This window comes from Ornithinibacillus scapharcae TW25, assembly GCF_000190475.1.
In the GTDB taxonomy this organism is placed as follows: domain Bacteria; phylum Bacillota; class Bacilli; order Bacillales; family Amphibacillaceae; genus Ornithinibacillus; species Ornithinibacillus scapharcae.
Window position 1 is genome coordinate 1 of sequence record NZ_AEWH01000058.1, and the last position, 21,449, is coordinate 21,449.

22 protein-coding genes, 2 tRNA genes and 1 pseudogene are annotated in these 21,449 nt (G+C 35.8%); 18 read left to right on the top strand and 7 right to left on the bottom strand.

Features of this window, described 5'->3' with window-relative positions; translation table 11 throughout:
• Positions 1–180 precede the first annotated feature (180 nt).
• The 7 genes from G5W_RS0115265 to tsaD all read left to right on the top strand — a co-directional run bounded on the left by G5W_RS0115265 (position 181) and on the right by tsaD (position 4,081).
• Positions 181–257 (top strand) — tRNA-Met (locus G5W_RS0115265).
• Positions 258–261: 4 nt separating this feature from the next.
• A tRNA-Asp gene (locus G5W_RS0115270) sits at positions 262–338 on the top strand.
• 143 nt (positions 339–481) lie between these two features.
• A complete protein-coding gene (gene thiL / locus G5W_RS0115275) occupies positions 482–1,453 on the top strand; it encodes a thiamine-phosphate kinase (RefSeq protein WP_010098009.1) in 972 nt (323 codons plus the stop codon).
• Between the two features lie 4 nt (positions 1,454–1,457).
• Positions 1,458–1,913 (top strand): tRNA (adenosine(37)-N6)-threonylcarbamoyltransferase complex ATPase subunit type 1 TsaE, encoded by a 456-nt coding sequence (gene tsaE, locus G5W_RS0115280; protein ID WP_010098010.1) that lies wholly within the window; start codon positions 1,458–1,460, stop codon positions 1,911–1,913.
• 17 nt (positions 1,914–1,930) lie between these two features.
• Positions 1,931–2,626: a tRNA (adenosine(37)-N6)-threonylcarbamoyltransferase complex dimerization subunit type 1 TsaB gene (tsaB, locus tag G5W_RS0115285; protein ID WP_010098011.1), complete on the top strand. Its 696-nt coding sequence runs from the start codon at positions 1,931–1,933 to the stop codon at positions 2,624–2,626.
• A 1-nt stretch (position 2,627) separates the two neighbouring features.
• Positions 2,628–3,077 (top strand): ribosomal protein S18-alanine N-acetyltransferase, encoded by a 450-nt coding sequence (gene rimI, locus G5W_RS0115290; RefSeq protein WP_010098012.1) that lies wholly within the window; start codon positions 2,628–2,630, stop codon positions 3,075–3,077.
• On the top strand, positions 3,074–4,081 hold the full coding sequence (gene tsaD, locus G5W_RS0115295; RefSeq protein ID WP_010098014.1) for a tRNA (adenosine(37)-N6)-threonylcarbamoyltransferase complex transferase subunit TsaD: 1,008 nt from the start codon (positions 3,074–3,076) through the stop codon (positions 4,079–4,081). The genes rimI and tsaD overlap by 4 nt, the downstream gene beginning before the upstream one ends.
• 224 nt (positions 4,082–4,305) lie before the next feature.
• On the opposite strand, the gene G5W_RS0115300 is transcribed toward tsaD, so the two are convergent.
• The gene (locus G5W_RS0115300; RefSeq protein WP_010098017.1) at positions 4,306–6,231 is read right to left on the bottom strand and encodes an ABC-F family ATP-binding cassette domain-containing protein; all 1,926 of its coding nucleotides are present in this window, start codon (positions 6,229–6,231) and stop codon (positions 4,306–4,308) included.
• Positions 6,232–6,510: 279 nt separating this feature from the next.
• Between G5W_RS0115300 and G5W_RS22415 the strand changes: the two are divergent.
• Positions 6,511–7,165, top strand: a pseudogene (locus tag G5W_RS22415) (redox-sensing transcriptional repressor Rex).
• Positions 7,166–7,240: 75 nt separating this feature from the next.
• On the opposite strand, the gene G5W_RS21330 reads toward G5W_RS22415, so the two are convergent.
• The 3 genes from G5W_RS21330 to G5W_RS0115320 all read right to left on the bottom strand — a co-directional run bounded on the left by G5W_RS21330 (position 7,241) and on the right by G5W_RS0115320 (position 9,036).
• Positions 7,241–8,053 carry an aminoglycoside adenylyltransferase domain-containing protein gene (locus tag G5W_RS21330; RefSeq protein ID WP_010098022.1) on the bottom strand — a complete coding sequence of 271 codons (813 nt, stop codon included), beginning with the start codon at positions 8,051–8,053 and terminating at the stop codon, positions 7,241–7,243.
• Between the two features lie 71 nt (positions 8,054–8,124).
• A complete protein-coding gene (locus G5W_RS0115315) occupies positions 8,125–8,319 on the bottom strand; it encodes a YdiK family protein (protein WP_010098024.1) in 195 nt (64 codons plus the stop codon).
• 6 nt (positions 8,320–8,325) lie between these two features.
• Positions 8,326–9,036 carry a CPBP family intramembrane glutamic endopeptidase gene (locus G5W_RS0115320; RefSeq protein ID WP_010098026.1) on the bottom strand — a complete coding sequence of 237 codons (711 nt, stop codon included), beginning with the start codon at positions 9,034–9,036 and terminating at the stop codon, positions 8,326–8,328.
• Positions 9,037–9,288: 252 nt separating this feature from the next.
• Here G5W_RS0115320 and groES point away from each other — a divergent pair, with 252 nt between their 5' ends.
• Both groES and groL read left to right on the top strand, forming a co-directional pair.
• Positions 9,289–9,573: a co-chaperone GroES gene (gene groES, locus G5W_RS0115325; RefSeq protein ID WP_010098028.1), complete on the top strand. Its 285-nt coding sequence runs from the start codon at positions 9,289–9,291 to the stop codon at positions 9,571–9,573.
• A 51-nt stretch (positions 9,574–9,624) separates the two neighbouring features.
• Positions 9,625–11,247 carry a chaperonin GroEL gene (gene groL / locus G5W_RS0115330; RefSeq protein WP_010098030.1) on the top strand — a complete coding sequence of 541 codons (1,623 nt, stop codon included), beginning with the start codon at positions 9,625–9,627 and terminating at the stop codon, positions 11,245–11,247.
• Between the two features lie 228 nt (positions 11,248–11,475).
• Here groL and G5W_RS0115335 read toward each other — a convergent pair whose 3' ends face one another.
• Together G5W_RS0115335 and G5W_RS0115340 are read right to left on the bottom strand one after the other, a co-directional pair.
• Positions 11,476–12,393, bottom strand: a complete 918-nt coding sequence (locus G5W_RS0115335; RefSeq protein WP_010098031.1) for a sensor histidine kinase — start codon at positions 12,391–12,393, stop codon at positions 11,476–11,478.
• Positions 12,394–12,457: 64 nt separating this feature from the next.
• Positions 12,458–13,174, bottom strand: a complete 717-nt coding sequence (locus G5W_RS0115340) for a LytR/AlgR family response regulator transcription factor (protein ID WP_010098033.1) — start codon at positions 13,172–13,174, stop codon at positions 12,458–12,460.
• A 525-nt stretch (positions 13,175–13,699) separates the two neighbouring features.
• Between G5W_RS0115340 and G5W_RS0115345 the strand changes: the two genes are divergently transcribed.
• From G5W_RS0115345 to G5W_RS0115370, 6 genes are all read left to right on the top strand, one after another.
• Positions 13,700–14,416 carry an ABC transporter ATP-binding protein gene (locus G5W_RS0115345; protein ID WP_010098034.1) on the top strand — a complete coding sequence of 239 codons (717 nt, stop codon included), beginning with the start codon at positions 13,700–13,702 and terminating at the stop codon, positions 14,414–14,416.
• Between the two features lie 3 nt (positions 14,417–14,419).
• A complete protein-coding gene (locus tag G5W_RS0115350; RefSeq protein WP_010098035.1) occupies positions 14,420–15,211 on the top strand; it encodes an ABC transporter permease in 792 nt (263 codons plus the stop codon).
• Complete coding sequence (locus G5W_RS0115355) at positions 15,211–15,927, top strand: ABC transporter membrane protein (protein WP_010098036.1); 717 nt, start codon at positions 15,211–15,213, stop codon at positions 15,925–15,927. The genes G5W_RS0115350 and G5W_RS0115355 overlap by 1 nt, the downstream gene beginning before the upstream one ends.
• Before the next feature lie 212 nt (positions 15,928–16,139).
• Positions 16,140–16,502 carry a YxeA family protein gene (locus G5W_RS22935; protein ID WP_010098038.1) on the top strand — a complete coding sequence of 121 codons (363 nt, stop codon included), beginning with the start codon at positions 16,140–16,142 and terminating at the stop codon, positions 16,500–16,502.
• Positions 16,503–16,820: 318 nt separating this feature from the next.
• Entirely contained in the window at positions 16,821–17,165 is a 345-nt protein-coding gene (locus tag G5W_RS0115365; RefSeq protein WP_010098040.1) for a hypothetical protein, read from the top strand.
• 233 nt (positions 17,166–17,398) lie between these two features.
• Entirely contained in the window at positions 17,399–18,376 is a 978-nt protein-coding gene (locus tag G5W_RS0115370) for a ketoacyl-ACP synthase III (protein ID WP_029191161.1), read from the top strand.
• Between the two features lie 499 nt (positions 18,377–18,875).
• Here G5W_RS0115370 and G5W_RS0115375 read toward each other — a convergent pair whose 3' ends face one another.
• Complete coding sequence (locus tag G5W_RS0115375; protein WP_010098044.1) at positions 18,876–19,724, bottom strand: hypothetical protein; 849 nt, start codon at positions 19,722–19,724, stop codon at positions 18,876–18,878.
• Between the two features lie 204 nt (positions 19,725–19,928).
• On the opposite strand from G5W_RS0115375, the gene G5W_RS0115380 reads away from it, so the two are divergent.
• Positions 19,929–20,465 carry a hypothetical protein gene (locus tag G5W_RS0115380; RefSeq protein ID WP_010098046.1) on the top strand — a complete coding sequence of 179 codons (537 nt, stop codon included), beginning with the start codon at positions 19,929–19,931 and terminating at the stop codon, positions 20,463–20,465.
• Entirely contained in the window at positions 20,435–21,418 is a 984-nt protein-coding gene (locus G5W_RS22940; protein ID WP_010098048.1) for a DUF5667 domain-containing protein, read from the top strand. Before G5W_RS0115380 ends, G5W_RS22940 begins: the two co-directional genes overlap by 31 nt.
• The last annotated feature ends 31 nt before the right edge of the window (positions 21,419–21,449 follow it).

Sequence of the window (21,449 nt, forward strand, 5' to 3'; positions counted from 1 at the left end):
TTAAAAATCTATATTTTTATATTACCGCGGGGTGGAGCAACAAGCATTACATCTACCGAGTCCGCTACGAGTAACCCCGAAGCAATCACTTCTACGAATATGCTTGTAGATGCAGGGGTCACTATCAAAATACTTACACTCTTAATGGTGTGAGAAAACAAAAGAAATACTTTTTATTATCGCGGGGTGGAGCAGTCTGGTAGCTCGTCGGGCTCATAACCCGAAGGTCGTAGGTTCAAATCCTGCCCCCGCAACCAAATTGGTCCGGTAGTTCAGTTGGTTAGAATGCCTGCCTGTCACGCAGGAGGTCGCGGGTTCGAGTCCCGTCCGGACCGCCACTTTACTTACAAATTATATATTAAACACAAACATGATCTCTTAGATGATCATGTTTTTTTATTTTATCGATTGATTCAATAGTATCTGGCCACTGTTTTTGCTATCATGGATATAGTCCATAATAGAAAGAATGGTGATCTAAGTGGATGAGTTTTCTTTTATAGAATCAATACAGCAACATTATTATAGACAGTCCACCCTTGCAAAAGGTGTTGGAGACGATGCTGCAGTCTTTTCTCCAATGGGGAACGATGTAGTGACAGCTAAAGATATGTTCGTCGAGAACATCCATTTTGCAAAACATACGATGACACCTTTTCAAATTGGTTACAAGGCTTTAGCCGCAAATATTAGTGATATGGCTGCAATGGGGGCAAAACCGGTATTTTATTTAGTCGGTATTACCATTTCAAAAGATTGGTTAATGGAAGACATATTAAAAATATATACTGGCATGAAAAGTCTGGCAGATCAATTTAAGATGGATTTAATAGGTGGAGATACAGTTGCGGGCAAAGAATTAGTTGTATCCGTAACGATAATAGGATATGTAGATAAAGAAAAAGCAAGATACCGTAATTTGGCAAGGGAAGGCGATGTTGTATTTGCCACTGGAACTTTGGGAGATTCTCAAGCAGGATTACATATTCTGAATAATCCAGGTGAATATTTGGCACAAGAATTCTTTATTCGGAGACATCAATTGCCAACACCAAGGGTAGAGTTCTCGTGTGCGCTAGAGAGTATTTCTAGACTGTCTTTAAATGATATCAGTGATGGGATTGCAAGTGAAGCAAACGAAATTGCACAGGCTTCAGGTGTTTCTATAGAAATTTATGAGGATAAGTTACCGATACACCCAGCTTTCAAGCAATTTCCTTTTGAATATCAGTTTAAATGGAAATTATTTGGTGGGGAAGATTATGAAATTCTTGGTACCGTACCGAAAAAACATTGGATGACTGTTAAAGAAATAGCGGATAAAATGAATATGCTCGTTACAGATATTGGTCTAGTAACACCTCCTAAAGCTTCTGGGCACGTGTTATTGAAACGGATTAATGGTAAAATAGAACAATTAGAGAAAAAAGGGTACAACCACTTAAGTAGGTGATAACATGGAAATGTATAAAATGGAGGCTAGTACGGTAGATGAAACTCTATCTATTGCAGAGAAGCTAGCTTCCCTTCTGAAACCTGGTGATGTGATAACATTGGAAGGTGACTTAGGAGCTGGGAAAACAACATTTACAAAAGGGATAGCGACAGGTTTAGGCATATCAAGAACGTTAAGTAGCCCGACCTTCACCATCATAAAAGAGTACATGGGTAGAATGCCACTTTACCATATGGATGTCTATCGTTTAGAAGGTTCGGATGAAGATATTGGCTTTGATGAGTACTTCCATGGTGATGGCGTTTCCGTTGTGGAATGGGCACAGTTTATTGAAGATTATTTACCAGAAGAGAGATTAGATATTACAATTAGATATAAAGGGGAACAATCTAGAGTGATTGAATTTGTACCTATAGGGGAATATTTTCATAACATTGTAAGACAGATATTGTCATGATAAAAGGAGTTACATAGATGCATACACTTGCAATAGATACATCTAACCAAGCTTTAGGTGTCGCTATTTTAAAGGATAAGGAACTGGTAGGAGAAATCATAACGAATATTGCGAAGAACCATTCCGTTAGATTAATGCCTGCTATTGAGTATTTAATGGAAAATGTAAACTTATCCGTAAATCAATTGGATAAAATTGTAGTATCAAAAGGACCTGGATCATACACAGGGGTAAGAATAGGGCTAACGACAGCTAAGACTTTAGCATGGTCTTTAAACATTCCTATAGTAGGTGTATCCAGTTTAGAAGTACTTGCTTACCGAGCTAATTTTTCTAATTCGTTTATTTGTCCATTCTTTGATGCGCGAAGGGGACTAGTATACACAGGTTTATATGAAAGTAGAGAAGGTAATATTGATTTAGTGGAAAAGGATCAAAATACTTTATTTGCTGACTGGCTAGACAAATTAGCAACGTTTAATCAAAAAATAATTTTTATTAGTCCAGATATTGAGAAGAACGCTGAAATAATTCGTGAAAGACTAGGAGACAATGCCATAATACCTGAAATGACTTATCATACTCCAAGACCTTGCGATATTGCCATTGCAGCAGCTGGTAAGGATCCAGAAGATACACATACAATTACACCGAATTACTTACGATTAGCAGAAGCTGAAGCAAATTGGCTGAAACAGCAGAAGGATAACTAGAATGGCTGAACTTACAATTCGAAAGATGGAAATAGAGGATATCCAACAAGTTATGTTAGTAGAGATAGCATCCTTTACTTCCCCATGGAGTGAGGATATTTTTAAACAGGAAATTACGGAGAACCGTCATGCTTTCTACTTTGTCATGGAATTAGAACAAAAAATTATTGGTTATGTTGGTATGTGGATAGTATTAGATGATGCACAGATTACAAATATCGCAATACTTCCAGGATATCGGGGGATGAAACTTGGAGAAAAGTTATTCCAATTTGCATTACAAACTGCTATTGGTCGTGGAGTAAGCCGATTATCATTAGAAGTTAGGGTAACAAATATCGTAGCACAAAAAATGTATCGGAAGTTTGGTCTAGTACCTGGAGGAATTCGGAAAGGGTATTATACGGATAATCATGAAGATGCTATAGTGATGTGGGTGAATTTAACATGAAGGATACATATATACTTGGAATTGAAACAAGCTGTGATGAAACAGCCGTTGCAATCGTAAAAAATGGAAAAGAGATTATATCGAATGTCGTAGCCTCGCAGATTGAGAGTCATAAACGATTCGGTGGAGTAGTGCCAGAAATTGCTTCAAGGCACCATGTTGAGCAGATTACGATTGTTTTAGAAGAAGCATTTGAGGAATCGGGACTAAGCTGGGATGACATTGATGCTGTTAGTGTTACAGAGGGTCCAGGTTTAGTTGGTGCACTACTAATTGGAGTAAATGCTGCAAAAGCATTAGCCTTTGCAAAGCAAAAACCACTAATTGGAGTACATCATATCGCAGGTCATATCTATGCCAATCGCTTAGAAGAGGAATTCCAGTTTCCACTATTGGCATTAATTGTTTCTGGTGGGCACACAGAGCTGGTTTTAATGAAAGAGCATGGTAACTATGAAGTAATAGGTGAGACTAGAGATGATGCAGCAGGAGAAGCATATGATAAGGTAGCAAGAATGCTAAACCTCCCATATCCGGGTGGTCCACATATTGACAGACTAGCAGCTGAAGGAGAAGTAACAATCGATTTTCCTCGAGCATGGTTAGAAGAAGATAGTTATGACTTTAGTTTCAGTGGATTAAAATCAGCAGTTATTAACAGAATCCACAACGCGAATCAAAAAGGTGAAACCCTGAAGCAGGAAGATATTGCGGCTAGCTTTCAAGCAAGTGTTGTAGAAGTATTAGCAACGAAAACATTGAAAGCAGCAAAACAATATCAAGTGAAGCAAGTAATCGTTGCTGGTGGGGTTGCAGCTAATAAGGGGCTCAGAGCGGAGTTAGAAGCAAAGTTTTCTGAAACGGATATCCCATTATTAATCCCGCCATTAAAGTTGTGTACAGATAATGCGGCAATGATTGCTGCTGCTGGGACAATCAATTATGAACAAGGTAGACGTTCAGCAATGGACCTGAATGCGAACCCATCTCTAACATTACGATAAAATATCCACAGGCTTGTGGGTATTTTTTTGTATCTAGTATTGTATTAGTGTTTTAATTGTTGATAAAAATTGTGGATAACTAGAATATCATATGTGGGTAATGTGTATAACTTTGTTAATAACCTATAAAACAAGTAATTATAAGTCCTATTTACTGTGGATAATCTGTTATAAAGTTTTAAAACTAAAAAGCAGGTTGTAATTCTACAACCTGCCTCATCAATTTATTCTTCTTCCTGAAGTAACGACCATTCTTCCATCAAATTTTCAATCTGCTGTTTGACATCATTGCTCTTTGTTGTATATTCCAATGCAACTTCATGGTTTTCATATACATCCGGTTCGGTCATTTTTTCCTCTATAAAAGCCAGCTCTTCTTCGAGTTTTTCGATATCTTCTTCTAGTTTAGCTATTAGTCGTTCGCGCTTTCGCTGTTCACTTTGACGCTTTTTCTCTTCCTTAAAGCTCAACTTCTTTTCATTCGATACAGTAGGCTGCACTTTTTCAGCCTCAAGACGTTGAATTTCCTCTTCTTCTTGTTTTTTCTCTACATAGTAATCATAATCCCCTAAATAAACAGTCGCACCTTCCTGTTGCATTTCAACAACTTTATCAGCAATTTTATTGATAAAGTAGCGGTCATGGGAGACGAATATAATCGTTCCTGGAAAATCAATTAGAGCCGCCTCTAGGACCTCTTTACTATCAATATCTAAATGGTTCGTAGGTTCGTCAAGGATAAGAAGATTTGCCTTCTGCATTCGCAGCTTAGCAAGAGCTAGACGAGCCTTTTCACCACCACTAAGCGATTGGACAGGCTTAAGAACATCATCTCCAGAGAATAAAAAATTACCGAGTATTGTTCGAATATCTTTTTCATTTACAGAAGGATATTCATCCCATAACTCATTCAGGACGGTTTTATGAGAACTCAGATTAGCTTGCTCTTGATCATAATAGCCAATCTGAACATTAGACCCTAACTGAATTTCTCCACTTGCAGGTTTAAGCTTCCCAAGTATGTTCTTAAGAAGAGTGGTTTTTCCAACACCATTTGGCCCTACTAGGGCGATACTTTCCCCACGATTAACATGAAGGGATAAATTTTCAAAAATAGGTTGAGTGTTAGCATCATAGCGGAAGGAAAGATCATGTATTTTTACCACATCATTTCCGGTCCGTTTCGTAATTTCAAATGTAATGGAAGCAGAGGACTCATCCCCTAAAGGGCGATCCATTTTATCCATCTTTTCTAATTGCTTCCTTCTACTTTGTGCACGTTTAGTTGTGGAAGCTCGTACAATATTGCGTTGAATGAATTCTTCTAGTTTTTTAATCTCGGTTTGTTGTTTTTCAAACTCTTTCATCTCTTGTTCGAAGTTTAATGCTTTTTGATCTAGGAAATTACTATAAGACCCATGATATTTTTTTGTACGATGACGAGATATTTCATAAACAATAGAGACCGTCTTATCTAAAAAGTATCGATCATGTGATACAATGACTACCGCTCCAGGATAACCTGTTAAATATTTTTCCAGCCATGTTAGCGTTTCGATATCTAAATGGTTGGTAGGTTCATCTAGAATGAGTAGGTTAGGCTTTTTTAGTAATAGTTTACCAAGTGCTAGACGTGTCTTTTGACCACCACTTAATTCATTAATTGGAGTCTGATCATCGTAATCAAGGAAGCTTAAACCAGAAAGAACCGCTTTTATCTCGGATTCATAGCTATAGCCACCGTTGGTTTCAAACTCCTGTTGTAAACGATCATACTCTGTTAAGAGTTTAGAAGCTTCGCTAGGCTCTAATTGATTAACGTCAGCCATTTTAGTTTCCATTTCACGTAGCTTCTTCTCTTGCTGAAGGAGATCCTTAAATACTTCCAACATCTCATTCCATATGGAATTGTTGGATTCTAAGCCGGTATGCTGGGATAGATAACCTATGGTAAGGTCTTTCGGTTTGATTAACTCTCCACTATCATAGGACATTTCTCCAGCCATGATTTTTAATAATGTAGATTTACCTGCTCCATTACGACCAACAATTGCTATTCTATCTTTATCTTTTATTTCTATTTTTATATTCGCTAATATTTCTTCGGCACCAAATGATTTGGATAAATCATTTAATTGCATGATTATCATATATGTCACCTCTAGTAGTTTAAGTTTATCCTATAAGTAGGTTTACGGGCAATATTATTGTAGACTTGTGAAAATAATCACGACTTATCAAGAATAATCTGTTAAAATACAATTAATAGGAAACGTACCTCTATAGGACTAGATTTTTTAGGCAGATAGGAAAGTATAAAAATCTTTCTCGCCTGCATAAGAAAAACGAGCGCATTCGCAAAAGGACAAGCGAATACGGTTTTTCTAAAATATGGTAAGCTAGCATGGATAGGTAAGGAGGAAATCGGTTTGGATCAAAATAAAATTCCACAAGCTACTGCAAAACGACTCCCATTATATTACCGCTTTTTGAATAATTTACAGTTACAAGGAAAAACCCGTGTGTCATCTAAGGAATTAAGTGATGCCGTGAAGGTGGATTCTGCAACTATTAGAAGAGACTTCTCTTATTTCGGAGCTCTTGGAAAAAAAGGGTTATGGGTATAATGTGGAATACTTATTAGGCTTTTTCAGAAAGACATTGGATCAAGACGAGATTACAGCTGTAGCCTTAATAGGTGTCGGTAATTTAGGAACTGCATTTTTAAATTATAATTTTATGAAAAACAACAATACCAAAATAATGCTTGCATTTGATGCGGATCCAAACAAGGCAGGAACTGAAATTGGTGGGGTTCCAATTTATCATATTGACGAATTGGAAGATAAGATTGGAAATGTGAAGGTAGCGATTTTAACAATTCCAGCTGTAGAAGCGGATCGTATAACGGAACGCTTGGTTTCAAAAGGAATTAAAGGTATTCTAAACTTTACACCTGCTCGTATTACGGTACCTGATGATGTTCGAGTACACCATATTGATCTAGCAATTGAGTTACAAGCGTTAGTTTACTTCTTAAAACATTATCCGTTAGATAATACAACGAAAGAAGAGGCGCATTAGGCCTCCTCTTCTTTTTTAGTAGCTATGTAAAAACGATAATGTTGATTTTTTTAACAGAGCAAGGGACTTTCGGTATTAAGAAGTTCCATTTTTAGCTAATAACTCATCTACATTATTTGAAATGTAATTTTTCAACAGTACAAGTTCATCTTTCTCGAAAACATAACTATCTTTATCGTTTGAGTAATATTCAACCACTTTTTTAACAGTGTTGTTCAACTCTTTGGGAAATGTAGATAAGCCCCAGTTACCAGCTTCTTGTTTTGAAGAAATAACTTCTTCTAATAAGTACCAATAAACTCTAATCATATTTAGCGTACAGTAAATAGGATCCTCTTCCATGTTTTCTAAACAGTCCTTGAAATCAGCCATAATGGATGATAGATAATCTGAGGCAGGAATTATAGGGAAAACATTTTCAATGGATTGACCATAAATACAAATTCCTCTTTTATTAGTGATAGTAATATGAGCTGCTAAATCCACATCAGTATTAACATCATCATTCAAAAATTTGTTTGTTCCACTCAATAAATCGTTTGTATATCGTTCTCTCCAAAATTCACTATAATGAAAATCAAATGGGCAAGGGTGTTGCCACACTTTTAATTGTTTCGTATTCAGGAAACTAATCTCAATAGGGAATGGAGTACCAGAATAATCTAAGAAGAGCTTTGCTAACTTTCTTTTAGTTTCAATCGTAATCGACTCTTTTGTAACAACCAATACATCAATATCACTGCTACTTGGATTAAATCCTCCCATAGCTAAAGAACCGTGAATATAGATACCAATCAAATCATCGCTAACTATCTCTGAAATCTTTTTTTTCAGTTTAGTAATAAATTCTTTCATATCTGATGAACTTGTCTTCAAATGATAAACCAATTAAATTTCTCCCTTTATCGGTCTAATAAAATTTCAACAGAATTAGTTAAAATAAATTTTTATTAAAAAGTTTATTTTAACTTTTTAAGTTTATAATGAAAACGTAAATATCGTATTCCTGCCATAATATCTAATGTAGCTATAAAAGCTAAGAAAATAGTAAGGAAGTTCCAAACCGTCTCCTCGGCATATTGAATGGCTCCGAATATGAATAAGATACTTAAGGCAAAGTATAATAGTGCCATTGTTCTAGGACTAACTCTCATCAATTACTAACCTCCGATTAAAATCATTTGCATCTGATTCCATTGTTGCTGGATTTTTTCTATCTCTTCTGGGTCAACGGAATATTGTAGAATTACGGACATGGTATTTAACGTCATATGTACAAGAATCGGAACTAAGATACGCTTCGTCTTCACATATAAAAAGGCAAATACAAACCCCATTGAAGTATAGATTAATATATGTTCTACTTCACCGTGGATAATCCCAAAGATAAAGGCCGATAGTAAAGCGGCTATAAAGAAGTTTGAACGTTTATAGATAGAACCGAAAATTATTTTTCTGAAGATAACTTCTTCCAAAATAGGTGCAAAAATTGCTGGTACGATAGCAAATAGTGGAACGGTACGTGTAATTTCCATGATACCTTGTGTATTTTCGGAACCTGGCTCTATACCAAGTACAAATGTCTCAATCATCACAGCGATTGCTTGCGCAAAATAAGCCATAAAGACACCAAGAATAGACCAGATTACCATTTCACTATTGAACCTATTTCTTGTTTGAGCCATTTTCATATCTGGCTTCATTAAGATTAATACAATAATTACTCCTATTGCAAAACTGATTATTTGATAGTAGATGGTAGCTTCGAGTACATAGTTAGGAAAGATTTGTTTAATGATGGGTAAAGCTACTATAACGGAAAGCTGCATGATGATATAGGAAAGGATCACCCACCAGTACCGATTTGGCAATTGCTTTCAGCTCCTTATTTCTACATATTTTATAATGAATAGTCAAAAACAATTCTTGTGTATTTTATCATATTCAAGCTGTACATTATAATAGAATCATCTTGGACAAGAAAAAATTAAAAATTGGTGACACGATACTTGCAAAAACAAGTGAAATTATTTATTATAATAATTGGAATTAGCACTCAAACATCGAGAGTGCTAACAAACATAACAAAATATTAAGTAAAAAGAATTAAGGAGGTTTTCTTCATGATTAAACCACTAGGAGATCGTGTAGTAATCGAGCTTGTTGAACAAGAGGAAAAAACTGCAAGCGGTATCGTGCTTCCAGACTCTGCAAAGGAAAAACCACAAGAAGGTCGCATCGTTGCAGTAGGTACTGGCCGCGTAACGGACAGTGGAGAAAGAGTTGCACTAGAAGTTTCAGAAGGAGATCGTATTATCTTCTCTAAATTTGCTGGAACAGAAGTGAAATACGATGGAAAAGAATACTTAATTCTACGTGAAAGTGATATTTTAGCAGTAGTTCAATAATTACATTATATTAATCGTTAAAATAAACATAACTTTGAGGAGGGCATTTCAATGGCTAAAGAAATTAAATTTAGTGAAGACGCACGTAGCGCAATGCTACGCGGAGTAGATACATTAGCAAATGCTGTAAAAGTAACATTAGGACCTAAAGGTCGTAACGTTGTGTTAGATAAAAAATTCGGTTCACCACTAATCACGAACGACGGTGTAACGATTGCAAAAGAAATTGAATTAGAAGATGCTTTCGAAAATATGGGTGCTAAATTAGTATCCGAAGTTGCTTCTAAAACAAATGATGTTGCAGGGGATGGTACAACAACTGCAACAGTTCTAGCACAAGCAATGATCCGCGAAGGACTTAAGAACGTAACTTCAGGTGCAAACCCTGTGGGTATCCGTCGTGGTATTGAAAAAGCTGTAGCATCAGCAGTACAAGAACTACAAGCAATCTCTAAACCAATCGAAGGAAAAGAATCTATTGCACAAGTTGCTGCAATTTCATCTGCTGATGATGAAGTAGGTAACCTAATCGCGGAAGCAATGGAACGCGTAGGTAACGACGGTGTTATCACAATTGAGGAATCAAAAGGATTTACTACTGAACTTGAAGTAGTAGAAGGTATGCAATTTGACCGTGGATATGCTTCTCCATACATGGTAACAGACCAAGATAAAATGGAAGCTGTTCTAGAAAATCCTTATATCTTAATTACAGATAAGAAAATCAGCTCTATCCAAGAAATTTTACCTGTACTTGAACAAGTTGTTCAACAAGGTAAATCATTATTACTAATTGCGGAAGATGTTGAAGGGGAAGCTCTTGCAACATTAGTATTAAACAAACTACGTGGCTCATTTAACGCTGTAGCGGTTAAAGCACCAGGATTTGGTGACCGTCGTAAAGCAATGCTAGAAGATATTGCTATCTTAACTGGTGGTCAAGTAATTACAGAAGACCTAGGTCTTGAGCTTAAGACAGCTTCTATCGAACAATTAGGTACAGCTTCTAAAGTTGTCGTTACAAAAGAACACACTACAATTGTAGAAGGTGCTGGTAACCCAGAAGCAATCACTTCTCGTGTATCTCAAATTCGTGCACAGGCAGAAGAAACTACTTCTGAATTCGATAAAGAAAAATTACAAGAACGTCTTGCTAAATTAGCTGGCGGTGTAGCAGTAATCAAAGTTGGTGCTGCAACTGAAACAGAACTAAAAGAACGCAAACTTCGTATCGAAGACGCTCTAAACTCAACTCGCGCAGCAGTTGAAGAAGGTATCGTAGCTGGTGGTGGTACTGCACTAGTGAACGTATACAACAAAGTTGCTGATCTTGCTCTTGAAGGTGACGAAGCAACTGGAGCAAAAATCGTTCTTCGTGCACTAGAAGAGCCAGTTCGTCAAATCGCTCACAATGCTGGTCTAGAAGGATCTGTCATTGTTGAACGTCTAAAAGGCGAAGCAGTAGGTGTTGGTTTCAACGCTGCAACTGGTGAGTGGGTAAACATGGTTGACACTGGTATCGTTGACCCAACTAAAGTTACTCGTTCTGCATTACAAAATGCTGCATCTGTAGCGGCTATGTTCCTAACTACTGAAGCTGTGGTAGCTGACATTCCTGAAGAGAATGCTGGTGGCGGAATGCCGGATATGGGTGGTATGGGCGGCATGATGTAATCAGCTGTCTCAACCCTTGATATAAGTGGGTTTTGATGTAAGATGAGAGTGAAATGCTAACATTTTGCATACATTGAGGTAAATTAAAGGAGGTGTCTCACAAGTTCACTGAACTTGTGAGATGCCCCCCTTTTTTCATTTCTTATGACTAAGTATAATGAATTACTTGTATGGAAAAAACAATTTAACACAGTGTTTTCCTAGTAGAAGTTAGCCTATTCGTCTATTCTATTCTCCATCTTCTTTTTCATATGCATTAAGTAAAAGAATACTTACGATATACTTATTATCCTGAATCCATTGATTATAAATGCCACCATGCTCTTCCACAATTTTTTTCACATTTTTAATTCCTATTCCTTCGAGTCTTCTATTCTTTCGAGTATGAAGCTCTGCGGTATCAAATACATTTGATATTTCTATAAGTAGGTTATTATCAAAGTGCTTAATCAGAAGTGATATGTCATTTTCCTTGGGATCGGGTAAACGTAAGACTGCATTCATAGAATTATCGATTAAATTTCCTAGTACAACTGCAAAAATATCCGTATCTAACTTGATTTTTTCTGGAAGGAAAGATTTCACGTTTAATATAATTCCATTGCTTTTAGCAATAGACACTTTTTCATTAAGAAGATAGTTTAACACATAGTTATTGGTAAAAAAATAATCGTTGTGATCGATTTTCTGTATGGAATTTTGAAGATATTTTTCAGCTCCAGCAATATCTCCTTGACTTAACATCCCTAATAGAATTACGTATTGATTTTTTAAGTCATGCTTCATGGAATATAGTTTAGATTGTGATTCCTTTAGTTCTTTAAAGAATTTCAATTCCGATTTAAATACTTCTTTTTGAGTTGTCGTTTTTTCCAGTTTTCCATAATAATTTCTGAGCGATAAATAAAGAAATAGTATACAAATATTCATATAGACAATAAATGCAGTAATAAATATAGAAATAACATTTTGATGATTAATAAATTGAACTTGCGATACAGAAGTAGTTAACGAAAGGATGGATAAGATTGGTATAGAAAATATTGCCATGAAGAGAAAAATATTTTTAGGACTCTTAAATATATACTTTTGTAGAACAATTCCGACTAGAACAGCTACAACCATTAGTAATATTATTAAAACCATACCTTCCCCTCCTGTGACAAAGAGTAACAATGCAGATAAAAATAGTAAAGTTTAATAATGTCATTTAGTATATTAAGTCTCTTAACTTCATCAAAATCTTCTTTTTAGCACTATCCACAAACTTACGACTCATTGGTATTTCAATAGTTTCCTTCTCATTTAAATTAGCGATGATCGTATTATTGCTAATTTGTTTAACATACCTCACGTTTACAATAAACGAGGTGTGGACCTGAACAAAATTATCATTAACTTTGGATAAGAGGTCTCTGGTTGATTGAAGCGTTTCAAATGTATCAGTAGGTGTGTAAATAAGTACTTTCCTTTTATTTTTTTCAAAGTAAACGATTTCGCTAAACGAAAGACTGTAAAACACTTTGTTAAAAGTAAACGTAAATTTTGAATCATCTAAATCTAAATATTTGATAGCGCGAATCAAGGCAGGATATACTTTGTCTTTTGTTACTGGCTTTAACAGGTAATCAAATGTGTTCACTTTAAAAGCCTTTTCCATATATTCTTTGAAACTAGTAATAAAGATAATTGGACAAGTATAATTACTCTTTCTAATAGTCTCGGCAATGTCTAACCCTGATAAATTAGGAAACTCCATATCTAAAATAAACAAATCATATGTACTTTCTTTAAGGAATTCAATTAAACGAAATGGGTTGTAGAATATATCGATATCAAATAACGAGGAATCATATTCTAACATTAATTCTTCGATAGCTTTTGTAATGATAGGATCATCATCACAAATAGCAACTTTTAGTACCATCGTATCACTCCCTTGATAATGGTAAATTGTATTGATGTAAGGGTGCTCTATAAACGAAAAATGATGTAATGTAGTCAGACATGATGTGGAATATATCAAAAGTGGTTATTTCTAGATGAAGAAATCCTTGCTTAGGCAGTAGGTTGATTAATTTAGTTCAAAAGGACAGAGAACTCCTTTTTAGGTAGAAAGAAGGTTGTCCTGTCCAATTCCCAATTTAATAGGAGAATACTGGGACAAGAATACCACAAAAACGGTCTATAAGGAATACTTCTACCCATACCAAACAGTAATATAATAATAAAGCTCCCTCACCCTGTATTCCTTTATTAATACAAGATAATCTTCAAAAGTTACATATAACATGCAGATTATTACATAAGAGAAAGATAGCTATAAAGATAAAGTAATATGAAACCAACTAGATTATCAATTTCTAGTTGGTTTCAATTATGTTGAGGCTCTAATTATGAAACGAAACTTGTGTTAACTGTGACTACTATTATTTCGAGGGGAGAATTTATATTGACGAATAGTAAGAACGATATTGTTATATCGAAATTATGTAAGCAACATGGGGAAAAAGATATTTTAAAAGACGTATCATTCGAAGCGAAACAAGGGAGAATCACAGCTTTTCTTGGACCAAATGGTGCAGGAAAGAGCTCAACACTACGTATTTTATTAGGACTTGATCGTTCAACAGGAACGGCAACATTTGGTGGCAGAAAATATGTATCACTTGATACTCCGTTGAAAGTGGTAGGAGCGGCATTTGACGGTATTGGTGGTAATGTTTCTAGAAAGGTATTAACGCATCTGAAAATCATCGCACAAAGTAACGGAATTCCATTCAGTCGAGTATCTGATGTATTGAAAATAATCGGTTTATCAGATAAAGGCAAAGCTAGGCTGGGAACTTTATCGTTAGGGGAAGGGCAGCGACTTGGGCTTGCTGCAGCACTTCTCGGGGACCCACAATACCTCGTTCTAGATGAACCAACCAATGGACTTGATCCAACAGGTATTCGCTGGTTTAGAAAGTTTATTCGACAGCAAGCAGACTTGGGAAAAACAGTTCTGTTGTCCTCACATATTCTCTCTGAAGTGGAGGCTGTAGCGGATGATGTCGTTATTATTCATCATGGAAAAATAATAGCGCAGGGTGAGCTTCAACATGTAATGAAGAATCTGGAATCATTGGAAGACGTATTTTTCTCTCTTACAGAAGAAGGTGGCTAATAAATGAAAATATTTCATAAAACCATACAATCCGAACTGATAAAGATTTGCTCAAGTAAAGGGTGGTGGGTAATATGTGCTCTAGTTGTCGTAGTTCAACCACTTTTTGCAATAATAGTTGCCAAGAGCTATGTGCAAATTGGTTTAGATGCAACACCAGAAACTCACCCTGATGTATTGGCAGAAGCTATTCCACCTGTAGATTATCTAGGATTTGAAGTCGTATTATTTGGCATATTACCGATTGTTGTCTTTGGAGGAATGATAGGGGCAAGTGAATTTAAACATCATGAATTACGTACAACGTTACTAAGTCAAAGTAATCGTATTCAAGTGTTCTTGTCAAAAGTACTTGCACTATTGATATGCAGTATAGTTGTATCAATTTTATCCATTGCTGCTACCATATCCATTATGCATTTCAGCTTGGGAGAACAAGGACTAGATCCAATTAAATTAAGTTCAATCGCTTGGCAGTTTATTGGTTTCTCAACACTCGATTGGATTTTACTAACCTTACTTTCTTTTGGCATCGGAATGCTCTTTCGAAATGCCATTGTACCTCTAGTTTTCTTAGTTCCTCAGGTTTTCAATCTCGGGAATTATTTAGCACAAAGGTGGGACTGGGGGGAGTATCTCCCGGTGGCAGCAGGTAACCTTCTCTTTGCCACACCAACAGACGTACTTGATCATGAACCACTAAAAGGCGGTATCGTACTGATGATATGGGTGATGTTAGCTTTGTTAACTTCTTATTACACTTTTATTCGTAAAGATGTAGGAGGAAAATATTAATGTACGCTGTGCTCCGTAGTGAGAATACAAAATTTTTTACTTATGTTTGGTGTGTTTTAGGTATAATGGGTGCTAATTTCGTTCCCATTCTCTATTTATTAATATCCGATACATCAAAGATGGTTGGAGAGGGGATACTTTCTCTTTGCTTACAAGCCCTTTATTTAGGGCAACTTGGAATTGTTGTTGCCAGTGCAGGGTATTTTGGACAAGAATATGCGCACTCTGCTCTAAGGACAACACTTCTTACACAACCAGCAAGAATAAAATTATTATGTACGAAGTTTATGAACATTACAATCATCGTAGTAATTACCGGTGTTATTTCGAGTATACTTAGTTTTATTGTTCTTTCATTTCAACATGATATTGATTGGACAAGTGGTCACATGTTAGAGGTAATTGGAAGTGTTTCTCTTGGCTTACTTAGTTGGACCCTATTAGCCTGGATTGTCTCTACCTTATCTATAATGACAAAATCAATGATAATACCGATTGCTATTATGCTCCCGCTTATTGTGGGACTTGGTGAGATGCTGTTTATAATATCTAAAGTGGCAAAATTTCTACCAACTCTTGCTACAATGAATCTATTTTATATACCTACAGTAAGTATCTATCTGGACAAATGGTTGGGACTAGTGGTTCAGTTTTCATGGGCAGTATTATTAGTTGCTATTTCTGCTTGGTTGTTTTTATATCGTAATGTTCGTTAATTTGGTAGAAAGAGATCAATTACTAGCACTCCTAAAAATACCAAGAAAAATATTGGATTAAGATTGCTATATAGACAGATGGAAGATTAAAAAGCACCATTAACCTTACAGTGTTGTAAGGGAATTGTAAGTAGAATCAATTTCTCTCCCTTCTTTGTTTTTATAGAATGTGATTAGAAGGTAAATTACTTGAGAAGGCGAGCGGGTTATAGATGAAAAAATGGATTTCTATTATCACTGGTATAGTTATATTGGGTATTATTGGGATAGTTTACTTTGAAAATACAACGATTGGGCTCAAGCCAACAATTGATGGAATAGTAGACGACGAATATAAGGCCCATTATGTAAAAACTAAATCAGACAATTATAAAAAGCTTTGGAATGGAAATTACCGCTATACCTTTACAGGTTACACTGAGGATGGAAAGAAACAAAAAATTGTCAGAGTCACGGATAGAGAACTACGCCCAGATGCCTATTTAAGAATGTATGCACAGGGAAGCTCAGGACAATACTGGGAGGAAGTTCAAAAGGATGAGATACCAGAATATGCATTATCTAAGCTCAAATAATGAAGTGCTTTTAAGATTTTGCATATTAGGTGGTGCTACTATATCAAAGTTAAATAAGGTATTTAGCAGCTTCCATGGGCTAGGGTTTGGTATTGCACCGGACTCTTGCCCTCTATTTTTGCTTAAAAACTGTTATATTACGACTAATTTCACTTTGTTTTTTATAAACAATGCTCTTGTAAGTTCTTGAAGCAGAAAAAGTATATTTAATTCGACAAATATTAAAATTTATTGAATAATTTTCTTTTCACTGTCAGAAGTTAAATATTTTGATATAATAAAAATTTGAATATTACATTATAAAGGAGATTATCAACTATGAAAAAAACAACTATTTCAGTAAACTCAGCTAAGAAAATAGTAAATATGACAGTAGCGGGGCAAATGACGATGGCAGATGCAGAGTTGTTTGTTAGTGATTATCAATCTAAAATTGGTCCTATTAATGGTTCAGAATATGAATTGTTTGTAGACTGTACTGATATGAAGGTACTAACACAAGAGATGAGCCAAAATCTAACAGAAGTTATGAAAATGTATAAAGAGACAGGATTCAAAAAAATTATATATACTATTAAGGGAAATTCAATTTTAAAAATGCAATTATCAAGAATTGCACGAAGTATTGATCTTACTCAGGCAGAAGTAGTAGAGGAAGCTTAGTATTACTAAACGAGGGCCACTGGTAGGCTCTTGTTTAGTTTTTTTAGCTTAAGCGTGAAGATTCTTACTTAGTGCAGTAGAACAAGCCCCTTCAGACGAGAGTTCTTTCCTTCTTGGTATCAAACTCTTTCTGAATTCTTTCTTCATTTCCGTGATAAAATTTTTGATTAATAAAATTTTTTACATCAAATGATTTACGTATCATTAAAAAGGGAGCATTATAAAATATGCAATTGCCAAACATCATGATTAAAGAAGTAGCGGTTTATCATCCAGAGAATGTAGTAACAAACGACTTTTATATCGAGCATTTTCAGAAACAAGGGAAAAATATCGGTCATTTCTTAGAGGTGATGGGAAGAAAAGACCGATATATCATTGATAATAAACAAGAAAACACGATTACAATGGGGATTGAAGCTGCTAAACGAGTATTAGAGAAAGCTCAATTAGAAGGAAAAGATATTGACATGATTGTATTTTCTACACAAGTCCCAGAACGTACTTTACCTACTAATGCTATGTATGTCCATGAAGCTATTGGGGCAAAAAATAATACAATCATTTTTGATAGTAATGCTAATTGTGCAGGTATGACACTTGCTGTTGAAACAACTTCACGATATATGATGTCGAACCCTCGTGTAAAGAAAGCGTTGGTAGTTGGTTCTGATGCAAATAGTTTGATTTCAAATCCAGAACAAGAAATTACATACGCTAATTTTGCTGATGCGGCTTCTGCAGTAATTTTAGAAAAAACAGATGAAAATACTGGATTTATTGATGCCTTGTATGAAGTAGATTCAACGAATAAAGATAATATTGTATATCCTCAAAAAGGATTTTCACAAACTATTGGAAATGTAGAGCATATCGAATTTTTACCATTCGATGGGGCAATGGCGATTCCTGTAGCTTGTGAAATGATTGAAAACCTTTTAGAAAGCAACCAATTAAAGATTGATAATGTTGATGCATTTTGTTTTTCACAATTTGCTTTATCGAATATTAAAAAAATACAAAAACACTTTAATATCCGAGAAGAGAAAATTGTTTATGTAGGAGATGAATATGGCTACACAACTACAAGTAGCCCATTTATTTGTCTTTATGAAGGTATTAAGCATGGTCGAATTAAACGTGGAGATACTGTTTTGTTCTGGACTATCGGCGCTGGACATGAAATGGTTGCCATGCTATTTAAATATTGAAATTATCATATGCTAATGAAATGCAATTAGACTCTTCTTACTTAAAGATGTTACATCTCTGTCGCACGGGGGCATGATTTGGTAGGATATGATAGCTCCTCCAAACCATGCTATGATGGGTTTTAATGTAAGGTGAAAGAGAGAATGATAACATTATTTGTTCACCATTAGAAATGACTAAATAAAGCCTCCTGAAAGTTTTCTGAACTTTTGAGAGGCTTTTTCATGAATAAAATTTGACCATGTTTTGAAGCGTATAAACTCCATGCCTTTCAAAGATTATAAGTTTTTCATTTTTTTATAAAGTTAACTAGAATGATTGAATTAACCAAATGATCTAGGGCTCCAACATATCTCGAGTGAATGAAAGGTTATCGAAGAATTAAATAAAAGCTATAGGTGAAACGGAAGGATTTAACACCCTTCATAACTCTCCTGTAACAATAGCAGTAATAGTTACCGGTTTCGTTATAAAATTTTGATTAATATCCAAGTCAAACTACAAGGGCTTCGGATATAATCGATCGAGGATGTAAATATTCAAGTACATTCCCCAAATGCTAATGGAGGTTAAAATAAAAAACCAACAATCTGCGCTTGATAAGACTTGATACTTTTCTGCAATAAAATGAGCGATATAAAGAATAAATATCCCCGCAGCTTTCCAATTCCACTTGATGTTCATAAAATACAGGATCATTGTGCTAATGCCTAAAAGCAGGTGATAGGTCGCAGCAATAACAGCAATACTGCAATCATTATCTGGACACAGATTCTCATTGAAACTGCGAACGCCAACAGCCTTGGATGCCCAAGTTACTAAATGGAAGTGCAAAGTACACAATCCAAAGAAGATAAAGATGTAGCGCCAAGTGCGCTTTAGGTGTTTTGATAAGATGGTGCTTACTATTTTTGCGATGCGGAATAAAATGAGAAGAAGGATACTAGTCATCCATGTCCGATACCAATTTTGTTTATATATTCCCATTAGAATAAACAATTCTTCGATACCGCCGTAAATTAGAACAATGATTAATTGCCAGTGAAATTTAACATTAAAGACAGTAATCAGGATGGCAGATGCCGAAACTGAAGTTTGCGAAAACAAATTCCCTACAACCGAATCATTGTGTTGATTAGTAAAGATTTTCGGGAAATATATGTACGCCTTCAAACACATTAAAGTAATCATTTCGAATGCAAAAAAAGTGATTCCACATACTGTTAAATATAGAGAAAGTACGTGTTTACGGTTGGGTGTTTTGATGAAAACAATGAATAATACAATGATTGTTACTAACCCGAGGAGAATATACCATATCGTATTACTCCAAAATGCAGGACCCATTAATCACAGTTCCTTTCTTACTCACATATTCTACGCTATTTATTGATTGCATTATGTTTCCCTGCGATTATAAAAATATTCGGTGTAGTCAAATCTTGGGATTTCATCATTAATTCCCCAATCTCTAATTAAGCCATAATGTGTCTTTATTTTTTCGGTGTTAGGGAAAACTAATTCTCAAAAATAATGGAGGCTGGACAATATATGTATTTTCACAGACACTTATTAAAACCAGAGGGCGGTGCTTATGAGGTTATTCTAATTATGAAACCTTATTTGGCACTTGAAGAGTTTGCGGATGAGTTTGGATTCACGGAGAAAGCAGAAGAAGATATTAACCGTGTAGCCGTAGGATATGTCAAAAAGAAGTTTCCTAATCTTAAAGTCAAAACGATTAAGGTGATGATGAGTGGGGCTTTAGTGACATCCATTATGGTTACTGGGGGAATGACCCCCGTCTTTGCAAATGAGCTGGATGGGGAGGCACAAGTTGAAACGAATAATAATCCGGATATTCAACCAGAAACAGCTACATCTGATGAACCTATTGAAACAGAAACTTCTCCAACAGATGAAGCCACAACTACCAACTCAATCGAGGAAGAGCCCGAAGAAGTGCCGATTGTTGAGGAACTAATTACAGATGATACAAAATCCGAAGAAGTGCCATTGGATGAACCAGGTCTTGTTCCCGGGGATTTTTTTACTTTGTGGAAGTCATTGCCGAAAAAGTACAGTTAGCCATGACCTTTGATGACACCGCTAAAGCAGAACTCATCAGCCAATTTGCGAATGAACGCATAGCAGAAGCTAATGCATTATTTGAAGCTGGCGATATGGAAGGTGCAATGGAGTTGTTAAACGAAGCCCTCGAAAGCCAGGAACTAGCACTTGATTATGTAACGGAAGGAGAAGGGACTGAACAATCTTTGTCGGAAGAGGCAGAGGTGATACCTGAAGGCGAAATCCTGTCAGAACACACTGAAGGAAAGGTAGATCCTACGGAAGACGGGGATGCTGAACCAACGGAACCTATAAGTGAGGTCTATCAAGAACTGCAAACCCAATTCAGTCAAAATATTACTGCACTCTTACTGGCAATGGAAAAAGTAGAGAACCCAAAGGCAAAAGCGGCATTAGCAAAGAATGTGGAGAAGGCTTATGCCAAAATGGAGAAGAAGTTAGGTAAGGTGAGGGAAATTGAAGAACAAATTGCATCTACAATCCCAGACGATAATAAGGTGAATGAGTTACGAAATACGATACGAGAGGACCAGAAAGACTTTGATAGGGATATGGTTGAAGTAGAAAAGAAAGAGGGGGCGCCTATTGTTCCTCCAAAGAGTATGAAAGAAAAACTTCAAACGAGTCAAGGACAAGAAACGGCGAGCCAGGCTAAACAGAACAGTCAGGGGAAAAATACTGTTCCAGAAAAGCAGGTTGAAAAGAGAACGCCAACCCTAGAACCGAAAAATGAGACACAAGCATCTACTAATCCTGCTGGTGAAAGAAAAAATCGCAATACCAATGCCAATCGTAACGATGGAGGCAATTCCAAAGTAGAAACAGAGGTAGAACTAAATAAGGAGGTTGGAGAAAAAGTAAAATCAATCACTAAAGGGAATTCCGACAAAGGCAATCCGAATAAGGAAAAAGGTAATCAGGGTAAAGGTAACGGAAAAGATAATGAATAGCAGGGGTTAACAAATAAAGCTATAATGAAAA

Coding starts and splice junctions, on each gene's coding strand:
- tsaE (WP_010098010.1), top strand. CDS start 1,458: ATGGAAATGTATAAAATGGAGGCTAGTACGGTAGATGAAACTCTATCT.
- tsaB (WP_010098011.1), top strand. CDS start 1,931: ATGCATACACTTGCAATAGATACATCTAACCAAGCTTTAGGTGTCGCT.
- rimI (WP_010098012.1), top strand. CDS start 2,628: ATGGCTGAACTTACAATTCGAAAGATGGAAATAGAGGATATCCAACAA.
- tsaD (WP_010098014.1), top strand. CDS start 3,074: ATGAAGGATACATATATACTTGGAATTGAAACAAGCTGTGATGAAACA.
- G5W_RS0115300 (WP_010098017.1), bottom strand. CDS start 6,231: ATGATAATCATGCAATTAAATGATTTATCCAAATCATTTGGTGCCGAA.
- G5W_RS0115315 (WP_010098024.1), bottom strand. CDS start 8,319: ATGAGAGTTAGTCCTAGAACAATGGCACTATTATACTTTGCCTTAAGT.
- groES (WP_010098028.1), top strand. CDS start 9,289: ATGATTAAACCACTAGGAGATCGTGTAGTAATCGAGCTTGTTGAACAA.
- groL (WP_010098030.1), top strand. CDS start 9,625: ATGGCTAAAGAAATTAAATTTAGTGAAGACGCACGTAGCGCAATGCTA.
- G5W_RS0115335 (WP_010098031.1), bottom strand. CDS start 12,393: ATGGTTTTAATAATATTACTAATGGTTGTAGCTGTTCTAGTCGGAATT.
- G5W_RS0115340 (WP_010098033.1), bottom strand. CDS start 13,174: ATGGTACTAAAAGTTGCTATTTGTGATGATGATCCTATCATTACAAAA.
- G5W_RS0115350 (WP_010098035.1), top strand. CDS start 14,420: ATGAAAATATTTCATAAAACCATACAATCCGAACTGATAAAGATTTGC.
- G5W_RS0115355 (WP_010098036.1), top strand. CDS start 15,211: ATGTACGCTGTGCTCCGTAGTGAGAATACAAAATTTTTTACTTATGTT.
- G5W_RS22935 (WP_010098038.1), top strand. CDS start 16,140: ATGAAAAAATGGATTTCTATTATCACTGGTATAGTTATATTGGGTATT.
- G5W_RS0115365 (WP_010098040.1), top strand. CDS start 16,821: ATGAAAAAAACAACTATTTCAGTAAACTCAGCTAAGAAAATAGTAAAT.
- G5W_RS0115375 (WP_010098044.1), bottom strand. CDS start 19,724: ATGGGTCCTGCATTTTGGAGTAATACGATATGGTATATTCTCCTCGGG.
- G5W_RS0115380 (WP_010098046.1), top strand. CDS start 19,929: ATGTATTTTCACAGACACTTATTAAAACCAGAGGGCGGTGCTTATGAG.